This window comes from Pseudoalteromonas sp. SS15, assembly GCF_049257195.1.
Taxonomy (GTDB): Bacteria; Pseudomonadota; Gammaproteobacteria; order Enterobacterales; family Alteromonadaceae; genus Pseudoalteromonas.
In genome coordinates this window covers 167,794-182,628 of record NZ_JBMMUD010000009.1, presented here as the reverse complement: position 1 = coordinate 182,628, position 14,835 = coordinate 167,794, and the positions used below count along the sequence as shown (strand labels likewise).

General features: G+C 44.0%; 11 protein-coding genes. 1 reads left to right on the top strand and 10 read right to left on the bottom strand.

Translation table 11 applies throughout. From position 1 onward, the window contains the following. Positions 1-177 precede the first annotated feature (177 nt). From AAEU28_RS17680 to secA, 3 genes are all read right to left on the bottom strand, one after another. Complete coding sequence (locus tag AAEU28_RS17680) at positions 178-2,769, bottom strand: family 20 glycosylhydrolase (protein ID WP_421965291.1); 2,592 nt, start codon at positions 2,767-2,769, stop codon at positions 178-180. A gap of 348 nt (positions 2,770-3,117) precedes the next feature. After that, a complete protein-coding gene (mutT, locus tag AAEU28_RS17675) occupies positions 3,118-3,510 on the bottom strand; it encodes an 8-oxo-dGTP diphosphatase MutT (RefSeq protein ID WP_421965290.1) in 393 nt (130 codons plus the stop codon). A gap of 61 nt (positions 3,511-3,571) precedes the next feature. Next, positions 3,572-6,280, bottom strand: a complete 2,709-nt coding sequence (secA, locus tag AAEU28_RS17670) for a preprotein translocase subunit SecA (protein ID WP_421965289.1) — start codon at positions 6,278-6,280, stop codon at positions 3,572-3,574. A gap of 350 nt (positions 6,281-6,630) precedes the next feature. Between secA and AAEU28_RS17665 the strand changes: the two genes are divergently transcribed. Then, positions 6,631-7,116, top strand: a complete 486-nt coding sequence (locus tag AAEU28_RS17665) for a DUF721 domain-containing protein (RefSeq protein ID WP_421965288.1) — start codon at positions 6,631-6,633, stop codon at positions 7,114-7,116. 35 nt (positions 7,117-7,151) lie between these two features. On the opposite strand, the gene lpxC is transcribed toward AAEU28_RS17665, so the two are convergent. The 7 genes from lpxC to murG all read right to left on the bottom strand — a co-directional run bounded on the left by lpxC (position 7,152) and on the right by murG (position 14,833). Further along, a complete protein-coding gene (lpxC, locus tag AAEU28_RS17660) occupies positions 7,152-8,063 on the bottom strand; it encodes a UDP-3-O-acyl-N-acetylglucosamine deacetylase (RefSeq protein ID WP_058028665.1) in 912 nt (303 codons plus the stop codon). Positions 8,064-8,147: 84 nt separating this feature from the next. Next, complete coding sequence (ftsZ, locus tag AAEU28_RS17655) at positions 8,148-9,383, bottom strand: cell division protein FtsZ (protein ID WP_421965316.1); 1,236 nt, start codon at positions 9,381-9,383, stop codon at positions 8,148-8,150. Positions 9,384-9,404: 21 nt separating this feature from the next. Next, positions 9,405-10,637, bottom strand: a complete 1,233-nt coding sequence (gene ftsA / locus AAEU28_RS17650; RefSeq protein ID WP_130255531.1) for a cell division protein FtsA — start codon at positions 10,635-10,637, stop codon at positions 9,405-9,407. Next, on the bottom strand, positions 10,634-11,413 hold the full coding sequence (locus AAEU28_RS17645) for a cell division protein FtsQ/DivIB (protein WP_421965287.1): 780 nt from the start codon (positions 11,411-11,413) through the stop codon (positions 10,634-10,636). The genes ftsA and AAEU28_RS17645 overlap by 4 nt, the downstream gene beginning before the upstream one ends. A gap of 1 nt (position 11,414) precedes the next feature. Then, on the bottom strand, positions 11,415-12,323 hold the full coding sequence (locus AAEU28_RS17640) for a D-alanine--D-alanine ligase (RefSeq protein ID WP_421965286.1): 909 nt from the start codon (positions 12,321-12,323) through the stop codon (positions 11,415-11,417). Beyond that, the gene (gene murC / locus AAEU28_RS17635; RefSeq protein ID WP_421965285.1) at positions 12,323-13,777 is read right to left on the bottom strand and encodes a UDP-N-acetylmuramate--L-alanine ligase; all 1,455 of its coding nucleotides are present in this window, start codon (positions 13,775-13,777) and stop codon (positions 12,323-12,325) included. The genes AAEU28_RS17640 and murC overlap by 1 nt, the downstream gene beginning before the upstream one ends. Further along, positions 13,778-14,833, bottom strand: a complete 1,056-nt coding sequence (murG, locus tag AAEU28_RS17630) for an undecaprenyldiphospho-muramoylpentapeptide beta-N-acetylglucosaminyltransferase (protein ID WP_404395158.1) — start codon at positions 14,831-14,833, stop codon at positions 13,778-13,780. Positions 14,834-14,835 lie beyond the last annotated feature (2 nt).

Sequence of the window (14,835 nt, the reverse complement as noted above, 5' to 3'; positions counted from 1 at the left end):
AGCTAATTAAAAAAGGGCCATTCGGCCCTTTTTCCCGTCGTCTTTTAATATTGTCATGTGTTGGCTGCAATCATTCGGACCATCTCATAGACTAGCTATGTTCAGGCCTCTGGTGATTTTTGCCGCCTGCGCCAATACCAAAACACATAGGGGTATCTCTTTATTTTCAACTCTTTACTAAAGTGTTAACTGCGTAACACGGCTAAACTTCTTGCCGTTTAATGTTGTGCGTAATTGCACCGCATCTTTACCACTTACAGAAACAGGTGAGGTGTACTCAGACCAAGATTGGCCGCCATCAGTACTGTATTGAATCTCTAAATGTGGGAACGCAGAGTTAGCCACTAGCTGACCGTTTTCAACTTTTGCGCCAGGTACTGGTAAATTCACATTCACACCATCACGCTCAAGTTTAGCAAGCTCTTTCACACTCAATGCAGCAGCATAAGTGTGCCAGTCTTTAGCAAATGCCTTTGGTTCAATTTGACTGCCTTCCCAGCTTGCTTTGTGCCAAGCACGCTCAGCAACAGCAAGAATACGCGGGAATACCATGCGTAGAACTTGATCTTCAGTGCGAATTGTTTCACTCCACACCTGACCTTGAATGCCCAGAATGTTCTCAGGCTTTTCAAGTTTCGGTAGCTCACGACCGACTAATGCTTCTAAATTAACAATTGGCTCACGGCTGCGGGTATAGTCGGCATTAGCATAAACATCATCTGGCATATAGCTAAATGTTTTCTTCGTGTCTGTATAACGCGTCGCCCAGTAGTAGCCGCGTTCTTCAGGATGCGCTTCATAAGGGTGGTCAAAGTACAAATGTGTACCATGAGATAAAATAACCTGATAGCCATTGTTTGCTAGGCGGTGCGCTCTATCAGCAACGCCCCACTCCCAGATGTTATCCCATACGTTGGCAGTAAATACTTCATTAGGGAATTCATCACGCTTAAACGGGTTAATTTTGTCGTACATTAACCCATCTTCCCACGCACCTGGTGCGATGCCACGTTTAGCAAACATAGTCGCGACACGCTGAGTGAAGTAAGGTTTTAAATCATTTGGGCCCGCTACACCGTTATTCGGATCAGCGAACATCGCCTGACACGCCGGAGAACCAACCCAAGAGCCAGCACCGACTTCATCACCGCCAAAGTGAAGATTAGTTAAACGCGTACCTGCTTCGCGATACATGTTTTGCAGTTCGTAAGTGACTTTTTCAATAAACGCGTAAGTCGAATCCATACACGCATTCATTGAATTGTCTGTGTAGTTTTGAACCGTTAAGTACTGAGACGTGTCTTTAGGATCAGATAATAGATACGCTTTAGCCTCTTCAGATTTGCCTTCTGCCATTAAGCGATCATAGCGAGCTTCCATCGCGATAATTGAGGCACGAGCGTGACCCGGACCTTCAATTTCAGGAATGATGTCAATATGGCGCGCTTTAGCAAACTTCAGTAACTCAACAAAGTCCTCACGGCTTAAATAACCATTGCCTGTGCCCGACTTAAATGGCCCAGTACCTAACTGAGTTAACAAACAGCTACGCTCTTCTAAATCGAAACAACGATAACCGCCAATGTCTGTTAGTTCTGGTAACCCTGGGATTTCTAAGCGCCAGCCCTCATCTTCAGAGAAGTGCCAGTGGAACTTATTCATTTTGTAACGACCCATCTGTTCAACCATTTTGAACAGTGCATCTTTACCGTGATAGTTACGGCCATTATCATAATGCATACCGCGCCAAGCGAAACGCGGCGTATCTTCTATCTCTACGTTTGGCACTGACACTGTATTTTTTGCATCTGCAGGGATTAGCGCTAAGAAGCTTTGAATACCGTAAAATACACCCGCGTTGTCGCTACCTGTGATAACCACTTTGTCATCATCAATTTCTAGGTGATAACTTTCAGAAGCCACTTTCCCATCGACTTTTAGCGCATCATTCACTTTCAAGAAAATAGTCGGCGTTTTGCCTGCTGAAATATGATCGGCTTCAGCCTTGAGTGTTAAACCATAGTCAGCAAGATCTTCTTGGAAAACGGCCACTTCTGACTTTAATCGTCCTGCGAAACGAATCTGCCAATTGCTATCAAGCTCTGCAGTACCGCGGTTAAAATCAACCGAGTGAGGCTTTGGAATAATACGTTTTAGTGCATCTTCTTTACTTACTTCAATATTGCTTTGATTACGCTCAAAACGTAGCGCTGGAGTGGCAAGCTTTGTCTGATCTTTTGGCTCGTTGTAACGATAAAGCTGATTATCACGTTCAAATGGCGCAATGAATGTAGTTAGATCTTCGGTGTCAGTATTAGCAAAAATTGCTGGTTTTTGTTTGTTACTGACTAAGAAAGCACGTGGCATAAAGTCTGAATATGAGGCCACCCAAGCCCCCGCTTCAAACTCAACAGCTAAACTTTCACCAGCCTTTAGGCCTTTAAACTCGTTTGTTGGTACAAAACGATGTAAGTCACCATTGATGTGTTCAATAGCAATACCTTGCGTATTCACCTTTGAAATTTTACGCACCGAATGCACGTAAATTTGCCAATCACTTTTGCCCTTTGGCAAAGCAACCGATGAATTGTTTTGTAAACGCATAGAGCCAATAAAGCTGGCTGCACCGTTATGAAAATTATCTTCAACTGCAAAAGTCAGTGCTGTACCTTTTGCGAAATTATCTACTTGTTGTTGAGATAAACCAGCTTGAGCAAATAATGGCATTGCAGCCATGATACCCGCTAGAGCAAATTTCTTGTTTATCATTTTAGCTCCTTGGTAAACGTAAAATACGGTCGACTCGCCACTACAGTTAGCTTAGGACGACAAAGTAAGAACTGCACGCCCATGTTTTATTGCGAGTGCGATTTTCAGTTCAATAATTTCATCATAGTAAATGCAAAATGACAGCGCTATCAAATATTTTCCATGAACAGCTCATAAAATAAAAAAACCCGCAATTTCGCGGGCTTAGATAAATTAAATTTTATTAAATTGCGGTTTTATCTGACTTTTTAGCTATCTGAGGCAGTATTATTTAGTCACTTTTTCATAAAAGTGCTTTCTTGCTACTTCAATTCAAAACGCTAAAGTCATCACTCTTTTATTAGTTAGTTACTGTTTTTGTAACGCATCAATAATGGCAACATTTGCAGCAGGAAACGCCCAGTTGTTCAGCTCATTGATTGCAACCCACTGTGATGCCTGCCCTTCGAGTCCAATTGCCTCGCCAGAGAAGTCTTCAACGATATGAATAAACAACTTCACACACTTATCACCATAGTCATGTTCAATATCAAGCAAACTTTGTGAGCTATGCACGTCGATATTCACTTCTTCTTTTAATTCTCTCGCCAGCGCCTCTGTGACTGACTCACCTGATTCAATTTTACCGCCAGGGAATTCCCAAAGACCACCTTGATGTTGCGACTCATCACGCTTAGTAATAAATATGTGCTCATCACGCTTGATTACGCCAACCGCGACTTCGACTACTTTCTTTGTCATTTTCTTCTCCGATAAAAAAAGCGACTATGAAGTCGCTTTTTAATAATTTACGCGTGTGTGATTATTTTAACTTGCCACAACACTGCTTAAACTTTTTACCTGAACCACAAGGACAAGGCTCATTACGGCCAACTTTTGGCTCTGTGCGTGATGCCACAACTGCACCTTCTGGTACGTCACCACCAACATGCTCTGCTTCAGCATGCTGATATTCACGCGGTGCTTGCTCTGCACGACGGTGTTGCTCTTCAACTTTCTCAACATCTTCTTCTGCACGAACTTGTACTTTCGCAAGAATACCCACTACGTCAGTTTTAAGGTTTTCAAGCATTGCAGAGAATAGTTCGAAAGATTCACGCTTATATTCTTGCTTCGGATTCTTCTGAGCATAGCCACGTAAGTGGATACCCTGACGAAGATGGTCCATTGCAGCTAGGTGATCTTTCCAATGTTGATCTAGGCTTTGTAACATCACGGCTTTTTCGAAATGACGTAGTACATCTGGGCCTACCATCAATTCTTTTTGCTTGTATGCACTGTCGATCTCTTCAGTGATACGCTCACGTAATGTTTCTTCATAAAGCTTATCGTCATCAGCTAGCCACTGAGAAATTGGCAGTTCAATTAAGAAGTCTGCTTTAATACGCTCTTCAAGCGCTGGAATATCCCACATTTCAGCTAAGCTTTGCGGCGGGATGTATTGATCAATCATGCCATTTACAACATCGCTGCGGATAGCTGTAATTGTTTCTGAAATATCGCCTTCTTCAAGAAGCTCGTTACGCTGCTCGTACACAACACGACGCTGGTCGTTTGCAACATCATCATACTCAAGTAACTGCTTACGAATGTCAAAGTTACGTGCTTCTACTTTGCGTTGTGCGTTTTCAATGGCACGGTTAACCCAAGGGTGCTCAATTGCTTCACCACGTTGCATACCCAGTTTACGCATCATGTTTGTCATGCGCTCACCCGCGAAGATACGCATTAGTGCATCGTCCATCGATAGGTAGAAACGGCTTGAACCTGCATCACCTTGACGACCAGAACGACCACGTAGCTGATTATCGATACGACGAGATTCGTGACGCTCTGTACCAATGATATGAAGACCACCAGCCGCAATAACGGCATCGTGAGTTTCTTGCCACTTCGCTTTAATTTCAGCGATTTGTTCTTCAGAAGGGTTTTCTAGCTTAGCCACGTCGCTCTGCCAGTTACCACCTAATACGATATCGGTACCACGACCAGCCATGTTAGTTGCAATAGTCACTTTACCTGGTAAACCTGCATCAGCAACGATGTCTGCTTCTTGGGCGTGGAATTTCGCATTCAGTACGTTGTGTTCGATTTTTTCTTTACGTAAGAACTGAGATAAGTATTCAGAACTTTCGATTGAAATCGTACCCACTAATACAGGCTGACCGCGCTCTTGACAGTCTTTAATGTCTGCAAGAATGGCTTCAAACTTTTCATCCTGAGTTAAATAAACTAAATCAGCACGATCATCACGGATCATCGGGCGGTTAGTCGGAATAACAACAGTATCTAGGCCATAAATTGATTGGAATTCGAACGCCTCAGTATCCGCAGTACCTGTCATACCAGATAGCTTTTCATAGATACGGAAGTAGTTCTGGAAAGTAATAGACGCAAGTGTTTGGTTTTCGTTTTGAATGCGCACACCCTCTTTTGCTTCTACAGCTTGGTGTAAGCCTTCAGACCAACGGCGACCTTCCATTGTACGACCAGTGTGCTCATCAACGATGATAACTTCGTTGTCTTTTACAACGTAGTCTACGTCTTTTTGATATAGCTTGTGTGCACGAAGTGCTGCATACACATGGCTTAACAGCGAAATGTTACCAGCAGAATACAGTGAGTCACCTTCTTCAATTAGACCATTTTCAGTAAGTAGCTCTTCAACTTTTAACTGACCACGCTCTGTAAGGTGTACTTGCTTTGATTTTTCATCAAGGGTGTAATCACCGTCACCTTCAACGCCTTCTTCATCTTCTTTCTCTTGCAGAGTCAGTGATGGCACTATGGTGTTGATACGAGCATAAAGCTCTGAACTGTCTTCAGCAGGACCAGAGATGATAAGTGGCGTACGAGCTTCATCGATTAGGATTGAGTCAACCTCATCCACAACGGCAAAGTGCAATGGACGTTGTACACGCTCTTCAATGCTAAATGCCATGTTGTCACGCAGGTAGTCGAAACCAAATTCGTTGTTCGTACCATATGTAATATCTGCTGCATATGCTTGCTTCTTCGCATCTGGCATCATACCAGGCACATTGCAGCCAACAGTTAGACCTAGGAATTCAAATAGCGGGCGGTTTGTTTCGGCATCACGCTTTGCTAGGTAATCATTCACAGTAATAACGTGAACACCTTTACCTGTTAAACCATTCAAGTAGGCAGGTAGCGTTGCTGTAAGGGTTTTACCTTCACCGGTACGCATTTCAGAAATGCGACCTTGGTGCAACACCATACCACCGATCATCTGTACATCGAAGTGACGCATGCCATAGACACGTTTTGAAGCTTCACGTACCGTCGCAAATGCTTCAGGTAATAAATCGTCAAGGCTAGTACCTTGCTCATAACGCGTTCTGAAATCTGCTGTTTTTGCTTTTAATTCTTCATCAGAAAGTGCGCTAAGTTGTTCTTCTAATGCATTAATTAATGCGACCGTCTTTCTTAGTTTTTTAATCGTTCGGTCGTTACGACTACCAAAAATTTTGGTAAAAATGTTCGCTATCATGTTTAAACCATTTCACTCTAGTGATGGCTGACCGCATATCCACTTTTAGCATTGGATATCAATGGCCACCCTGCGTCCTGTTGGCAGTAAAAGCAATCAAGCCCTACTGAATGCCGAATATAAAATTGCCCCTATCATACCAGACTCACGCTGTCTGCAAACCTTTGAAATGCAATCAAGCAAAAAAGCCTTGGCAATTCACTTGTTCCGCAAGATGGTCCAACTGGTAATTCTCTTTATATGGTGACGACAGGCATAAATTTCAAGCATTTTCACTGACAAGAATCACTTCTCGTCTGTTGTTATGCTGGTATACTTGGGTAAGTTAATTTTGAAGTGGTATCTGCTGTATGGCTAAAAATCGTTATGATCCAAAATCCATAGATGAATTGATGGGCAAATGGTCAAACAAGATCACCCAATTCGGTGCAAAGACCGATAGCCTGCAAGTTTTACAAGCAGAGCTTGATAAAGCGCTGGGTCCTATCTTGAGCAAAAAGTGCCGCGTGGCAAATTATCGAGATGGCACTTTAGTGATTGAAGCCGTTTCTGCCACATTAGCAACTCGACTTAACTATTTGAAACTAGATATTTTGTCTCATCTTAGACAAAATGGGTTTGCTGAATGCGGGCAAGTGAAAGTCACTTCTAACCCCGACGCACAGTTGAGACTAAGTGAGCCCAAACCTAAGTTCAAGACACAAAAAAGTAGTCGAACCATGAGCGAAAGCACTGCTGAACAATTAACAGAGCTTGCAGCGCATGCACCGCCGAGTTTACAAGCCAAACTACTCAAGCTCGCTACCCACGCGGCAAAAAACAAGCAAAAAAAATGACGCTAAAAAGCGTCATTTTTTATAACTAATCTGTATTAAGCTTTCGCAAGCTCCATACCTGGCGCAGGCATATGAATTGGCTCTTCAAATGTCGCCCATTCCCACGCAGATTCAGTCGCCATAATTTGACGTAATAGTTTGTTATTTAAACCGTGGCCTGACTTGTAACAGGTGATCTTACCTAGAATGTTATGGCCAGCCATAAACATGTCACCAACACAATCTAAGATCTTATGTTTTACAAACTCATCATCGTATCGTAAACCGTTCGGGTTGAGTACTTTGTACTCATCTAAAACAACCGCGTTATCCATGCTACCACCTAACGCTAGGTTGTTGGCATGCATATACTCGATGTCTTTCATAAAACCAAACGTACGTGCGCGACTGATTTCTTCAGTAAAGCTCTGAGCCGTAATATCAAGACCGATACGCTGACGGCTGTCATTGATTGCTGGATGATCAAAGTCAATCTCAAAATCAATGTGGAAACCATCGTAAGGGGTAATTTCAGCCCACTTATCACCGTCTTCAACGCGTACAGTTTCTTTAATACGAATAAAACGTTTAGCAACTTGCTGCTCTTTGATACCGCCTTTTTGTAATAAATAAATGAACGGTAATGCACTGCCGTCCATAATCGGTACTTCAGCACTATCTAATTCAACAACAAGGTTATCAATACCCAGTGCAGCAACAGCGGCAATTAGATGTTCAGTGGTCGATAAACGCACACCATCTTTGTTAGTCAAACATGTACATAACTGTGTATCGCCAACAGCTTCTGGTGTAGTTTCAAAGTCAACAACAGGATCAAGGTCGACACGACGGAATACAACACCGGTATTCTCGCTCGCTGGTCGGAGAGTAATGGTAACCTTTTCACCTTTATGTAGACCGACACCTGTCGCTTTAACAACTTCAGCAATTGTACGTTGTCTAATCATAACTTCGCCTATTCATGTCACTTGGACCGCGGATTGTATCACAGATACGACCAGCTGCCAATCGTTTAATATGTAACCAGTTTGTTAGTCAGACTGTTTACGTAAAAAGGCAGGAATATCAAAGTAATCGCCTTTTTCAGTCTCACCAGATGCCGCTGGCTTATTCTCAGAAGCCGGTGTCTTAGGAGCTTGTGTCGCTTGAGTCTGCGTTTGCTCCGGTGCACTTGTCGGCTGCTCAGTGCTAGTTTGCGTAAAGCTTGGTACAAACATACCTGGCTGGCTTGACGCCGGCGCAGCTGTTTGCGCATCACTACCCGAAACCTGCTGCATACCGTTATCAATAATGCCAAACTGAGGACGACGGTCGCCACCTAAACCAGTTGCAACAACAGTTACTCGTAGCTCATCACTCATTTCTGGGTCGATTACTGCACCGACTACCACAGTCGCGTTTTCAGACGCTAATGCCTTCACATGATTACCAACCACTTCAAACTCTTCAATGGTGATATCCATACCCGCTGTGATATTAACCAGAATACCTTTTGCACCAGTTAAATCGACGTCTTCTAATAGTGGGCTTGAGATAGCCGCTTCTGCTGCTTCTTGCGCACGATCTGGACCAGACGCTGACGCTGTACCCATCATTGCAGTGCCCATTGCTGACATAACTGTACGTACGTCCGCAAAGTCCACGTTGATAAGACCTGAACGGGTAATAAGTTCAGCGATACCTTGTACTGCACCGTATAATACGTCGTTCGCTTTCGCGAATGCGTCTAACAGTGTAGTGCCTTTACCTAAAACCTTAAGTAATTTGTTGTTAGGAATTGTAATAAGTGAATCTACAATTTCTGACAACTCTGAAATACCTTGATCAGCCGCAGCCATACGCTTTTTACCTTCAAGGTCAAATGGGCGTGTTACCACTGCTACAGTCAAAATACCTAAATCTTTTGCTACGCGCGCAACAACAGGTGCTGCACCCGTGCCTGTACCGCCGCCCATACCGGCTGCGATAAAGACCATATCTGCGCCATCTAACGCTTCTTTGATCGTTTCAATATCTTCTTCAGCAGACTTACGGCCAACTTCTGGGTTTGCACCTGCACCTAAACCAGATGTAATTTGAGTACCTAATTGTACCGTTACATCTGCAGATGATTTACGTAGCGCTTGCGCGTCTGTGTTAGCAGCAATAAATCGCACACCTTCGATTTCTTGTTTTACCATGTGCTCAACAGCGTTACCGCCGCCGCCACCAACACCAATCACTTTGATCACAGCTTCTTCGCTGTGTTGTTCCATAATATCAAACATCATTCACTCTCCGACTCGAGTTTAAAACTCACCTTGGAACCACTTTGAAACGCGGCTCCACCAACTCACGTCCGCATCTACTCTCGACTTTTGTGCATTAACCGAATGTAGAGAACGACCGTATTGTAACAAACCTACGGCTGTTGCATATGCAGGATCGTCAACATAATCTGTTAAACCTGTGATATTTACAGGTTTACCTATTCTAACTGGCATTTGACAGATATCTTCAGCCACTTCTAGCGCGCCAGCCATCTTTGCAGTACCGCCTGTTACGACTAAACCTGCGGCAATTTGATCTTCAAAACCAGAACGGCGAATTTCTTCTAACGCCAGTTCAAATAATTCTCTGAATCTTGGCTCAACCACTTCAGATAATGTATGGCGCGACATTAATCGCGCTGGACGGCCGCCAACACTTGGCACTTCAATGGTTTCTTCACTGCTGGCCATTTGGCTGCTGGCGCAAGCATATTGCACTTTTAGCGACTCAGCGTGTGAGATTGGCGTTCTGAAAATCTTAGCTATGTCGCCCGTGACTTGGTTACCTGCCACTGGGATCACTGCGGTATGGCGCAATGCACCATTGACATAAATGGCTAAATCCATGGTACCGCCACCGATATCAAGTACTGCGACGCCTAGCTCTTTCTCATCATCTGTTAAAACCGCATAGCTGGATGCCAATGCGCCAAACGTTAATTGATCGACCTGAAGGCCACAACGCTCAACACACTTCTCAATGTTTTTAGCCATATCATTTGAGCAGGTGATGATGTGAGCTTTCGCTTCCATACGTACACCACTCATGCCTAGTGGGTTTTTAATGCCCTCTTGCATATCGATGCTATATTCTTGCGCCAATGAATGAAGCATTTTGCGCTCTGCAGAAATAGGCACTGAACGGGCAATATGCATCACATTGTCCATATCGTCTTCAGTCACTTCTGCATTATTAATTGCAACAACACCACTCTCGTTTTGACACTGAATATGCTTACCTGAAATACCAAGGTAAACTGAACCTATGCGGCAATCAGCCATTAATTCGGCTTCGTCGACTGCGCGGCGAATGGAATCAGAAACGAGGTTGAGATCGTTCACCCCCCCTTTATCCATTCCATGAGATTCCTGACACCCCACGCCAACGATACTGAGCTGATTGTCTGCTGTTATCTCACCTACTGTTGCTACCACTTTTGAGGTACCAACATCGAGGCCGATTACTAAGTTTCTTTCTACTGACTTAGTCATGCTTCACTCTTATTTTGTTGTTCTGTTTGTGCTGGAAACTTCCAGCTCACCGCAAGGCCGGTGTCATACCTTAAATCTACCGTATCAAGTACGCCGCCCTCTGGGATTTGCATACTCGGATACACGTCTATAAATCTTTGTACTCGTTTGGCTTTTTCTTCGCGTCCGAGGTTAAGTCGCACACCATCTTCAAGCCATAATTGCCAAGCAAAACGCTCAGACAGCGCTAAACTCACCAAATTAAAATCGTTTACTGCCAGCATATCTTTAAACTGCAAGAAAGCTTGCCAAGCTTCTAACTCACTGCCTTCAGGCCCGTATAACTGCGGCAAGTAAGCCTGTAAGGCTTCGTTGTCTGCCTGAAACACTTGGCCTTTAGCATTTAATAACAAGTCGCTGTTCCAAATAGCCACGGGTTTGTGCTCAACAATGTAAACCTGTAATTCGTCAGGCCATTGTTTTCTTACCGATACTGTTGCGACCCAAGGTAAATCCTGCACCGAGCGTTGTACTGCTTTCACATTAAGTTGAAAGTAACTACTTAAATCAACCTGCTTAATAGCAGCGACGACCTCTTTGTCAGTGGTGTAATTAGGTTTGCCTAACACCACTATTTTCTTTATTTGTGCATCTTGGTTTTCAACCAGCCAATCAGAGATCCAATATCCGCCACGAATAAGAAGACCAGTAACCAATACGAAAAAGCCCACACTCAATATCTTTTGCCAATTGAGCTGTGAATTAACTAACTGAGCTTTCTCAAAAAGAGCACGCATATTAAAGCGTTTGCTCCAAAATGCGAACAACTAATTGCTCAAAAGTTACGCCAACCGATTTAGCCGCCATAGGCACTAAAGATTTCTCTGTCATGCCCGGCACAGTATTCACTTCTAATAAGTAAAATTGGCCATTTTCATCTTGCATTGCATCAACACGACCCCAACCTTGCGCACCAACTAAAGCAAAAGCATGCGCCGCCATAATTTGTAATTGCTGCGTGTGCGCCTCACTCAATGCTGCTGGGCAATGGTATTCAGTACTATTTACTTTGTATTTGGCCTCGTAGTCATAAAAACCACGCGGGGTGACCATTTCAATAACAGGTAATGCTTCATTACCTAACATGGCAACAGTAAACTCACGGCCGGTGATCCACTGCTCAACTAAAACCTGGTCGTCATACTTAAAAGCATTATTTAAAGCGTCGGTTAATTGCTCTGCCGTTTCAGCTTGAGCCATACCAATGCTTGAGCCTTCATGGCTTGGCTTCACCATGACCTTGCCAAACTCATTGATAATGTTGGCTGCATCAAAGCCTGCTTTTGCATCAACAACGGTAAATGCCGCAGTGCTTAATTGTGCCGATTGGAACAGCTGCTTACAGCGAATTTTATCCATTGCCAAAGCACTGCCTAACACACCACTGCCAGTGTATGGAATACCCATAAACTCAAGTGCGCCTTGAATGGTGCCATCTTCACCACCACGACCGTGCAAAGCGATAAAAACACGATCAACGTCTGAGGTTTGTAACTCTGAAAGCGCACGTTCTGCAGGGTCAAACGCAAAAGCATCGACACCTGCTGCAATCAGTGCATTTAACACAGCATTGCCTGAGTTTAATGACACTTCACGTTCAGCTGACGTTCCGCCTAGTAATACTGCTACTTTACCAAACTGTTTCATTATTCACCTTTTAACGCAGCGATTGACATCTCTGTTGCTGCCAACTTCTTAACGATTTGACCAATGTTGCCGGCACCTTGCGTGATCACAAGGTCGCTGTCTTGCAAAACATTTGAAAGAACTTTGCCCAACTCTTCATTGTCTGCAACATGAATTGGCTCTACACCTCTTTGACGTAAGCTACGGCATAAACTCTTACTATCAGCACCTACAATAGGTGCTTCGCCAGCACTGTATACATCTAACAAAATAAGTTGATCAACTTTAGAAAGTACTTTGACAAAATCTTCGTATAAGTCACGAGTACGTGTAAAACGATGCGGCTGATAAATCATCACTAATCGACGCTCAGGCCAACCTGCTTTTGCAGCCTCAATGGTGACATCAACTTCTGATGGGTGGTGACCATAATCATCAACCAGCATCACATTACCTTGTTCATTTTCAAATGTGCCGTAATGTTGGAAACGGCGACCAATGCCTTCAAACTCTGTGAGTGCAGCTAAAATCGCAGCATTGCTGATATTGTGATCTTTCGCCACGGCAATCGCTGCTGTCGCGTTCAGCGCGTTGTGTTTACCTGGCATATTTAAATGTACGGCGATCTCTTCGCCTGACTTAGTCACAACTTTAAATTCGCTGCTATTTACCGTTTGTTTGAAGTTTACTAAACGATAATCTGCCGCGTCGTGCTCACCATAAGTAATGGTTGGGCGTGCAAAGCGAGGGATAAGCTCAGCGGCAACGTCCGAATCAATACACACCACAGCCAGACCATAAAACGGTAAGTTATGGATGAACTCAACATAGGTGTCTTTCATCTTCTCGAAGTCACCTTCGTAGGTATCCATGTGATCCGCTTCGATATTGGTAACAACTGATACCATTGGCTGTAGATGCAAGAAAGAAGCATCACTTTCATCGGCTTCGGCGATTAAATAATCACTGGTGCCTAATTTAGCATTGGTACCCGCGCTATTTAGCAAGCCGCCGATGACAAACGTAGGGTCAAGTTCTGCTTTAGCAAAAATACTGGCGATCAAACTGGTTGTCGTTGTTTTACCGTGTGTGCCCGCAATGGCGATACCGTGACGATAACGCATGAGCTCAGCCAACATTTCAGCACGACGAACAATTGGAATTCGCGCTGCTTTCGCGGCTTTAATTTCAGGGTTATTGACATCAATCGCTGTCGAAACCACAACCACATTGGCATCTTTAATATTATTTTCGTGATGACCAATGAAGACTTCAGCACCCGCTTTAATCAAACGCTCCGTCATCGCATTCTGAGCAATGTCTGAGCCTGTTATACGATAGCCTTCATAGGCTAGTACCTCAGCAATACCGCCCATACCAGCTCCACCAATACCGATAAAATGTATGGTATTGATGCGTCTCATTGCTCTTCGATTATTCGCTTCGTTCACTTGCGTCTCTTTCTCTAAATTCATTTATTTTGCCAACTCACCACACACCTTCGCGACGCGTTCGGTGGCATCAAATTTCGCCAACTGCTTTGCTTTATCAGCAATCTCAGACAATAAGCTTGGCTGTTCAAAATAAGGTGTTAATAACTCAACTAATCGCTCAGTCGTAAAATCATGTTGCGGCATAAGCAAACCGCCTTGTTGATCGACTAAATAGCGGGCATTTGCTGTTTGATGGTCGTCAACCGCATGCGGTAATGGCACAAACAAAGCTGCTTTTCCTGCTGCTGCCACTTCACTGACAGTTAAAGCTCCAGCACGACAGATCACCAAATCAGCCCATGCATAGGCTGCATCCATATCGTGAATAAATTCATCAACTTGTGCATCTAATTCGCGACCAACATAAGCACTTTTGAGTTTATCTTGGTTATTTCGTCCACTTTGATGGCGTACACGCAACGAAAAGTCTTTTGCCAATGTCGAAAATACCTCTGGCAAACGCTCGTTTAACACTTGCGCGCCCAATGACCCGCCAACAACTAGCACATTCAATTGTTCAGTCTGTGGCTTTTTAGCAATAGAACTGACACTGGTTCGAACAGGATTGCCAACCACTTCAGCTTTATTTGCAAAAGCATTAGGAAAGGCTGCCAATACTTGATTAGCGACTTTTGCCAAAAGCTTATTGCTAAACCCAGCCACTGCATTCTGCTCGTGGATCACCAAAGGCACGCCAGATAATTTTGCAGCAATACCAACAGGGCCCGTGACGTATCCGCCCATCGCTAAGATCACCGCAGGCTTACGCTGTTTGATAATTTTCTTTGCCGCTAATATGGCTTTTAGCACCATAAATGGCGCTTTGAGTAAACGAGTTATCCCGTTACCACGTACCCCTTGCACTTCAACAAAATCAATCTCGAAACCGTGCTTTGGCACTAATTGCGCTTCCATTCTGTCGGCAGTGCCTACCCAAGACACTGTCCAACCTTGTTGCTGCATATGCTCTGCAACCGCAATGCCCGGGAAAATATGACCGCCCGTACCACCGGCGACCACCATTAAATGTTTATTCACTG

Bases quoted from the DNA above. Each gene is read 5' to 3' on its own strand.
- AAEU28_RS17680 (WP_421965291.1), bottom strand. From the start codon at position 2,769: ATGATAAACAAGAAATTTGCTCTAGCGGGTATCATGGCTGCAATGCCA.
- murC (WP_421965285.1), bottom strand. From the start codon at position 13,777: ATGAATTTAGAGAAAGAGACGCAAGTGAACGAAGCGAATAATCGAAGA.
- lpxC (WP_058028665.1), bottom strand. From the start codon at position 8,063: ATGATTAGACAACGTACAATTGCTGAAGTTGTTAAAGCGACAGGTGTC.
- AAEU28_RS17640 (WP_421965286.1), bottom strand. From the start codon at position 12,323: ATGAAACAGTTTGGTAAAGTAGCAGTATTACTAGGCGGAACGTCAGCT.
- ftsA (WP_130255531.1), bottom strand. From the start codon at position 10,637: ATGACTAAGTCAGTAGAAAGAAACTTAGTAATCGGCCTCGATGTTGGT.
- AAEU28_RS17665 (WP_421965288.1), top strand. From the start codon at position 6,631: ATGGCTAAAAATCGTTATGATCCAAAATCCATAGATGAATTGATGGGC.
- mutT (WP_421965290.1), bottom strand. From the start codon at position 3,510: ATGACAAAGAAAGTAGTCGAAGTCGCGGTTGGCGTAATCAAGCGTGAT.
- AAEU28_RS17645 (WP_421965287.1), bottom strand. From the start codon at position 11,413: ATGCGTGCTCTTTTTGAGAAAGCTCAGTTAGTTAATTCACAGCTCAAT.
- ftsZ (WP_421965316.1), bottom strand. From the start codon at position 9,383: ATGTTTGATATTATGGAACAACACAGCGAAGAAGCTGTGATCAAAGTG.
- secA (WP_421965289.1), bottom strand. From the start codon at position 6,280: ATGATAGCGAACATTTTTACCAAAATTTTTGGTAGTCGTAACGACCGA.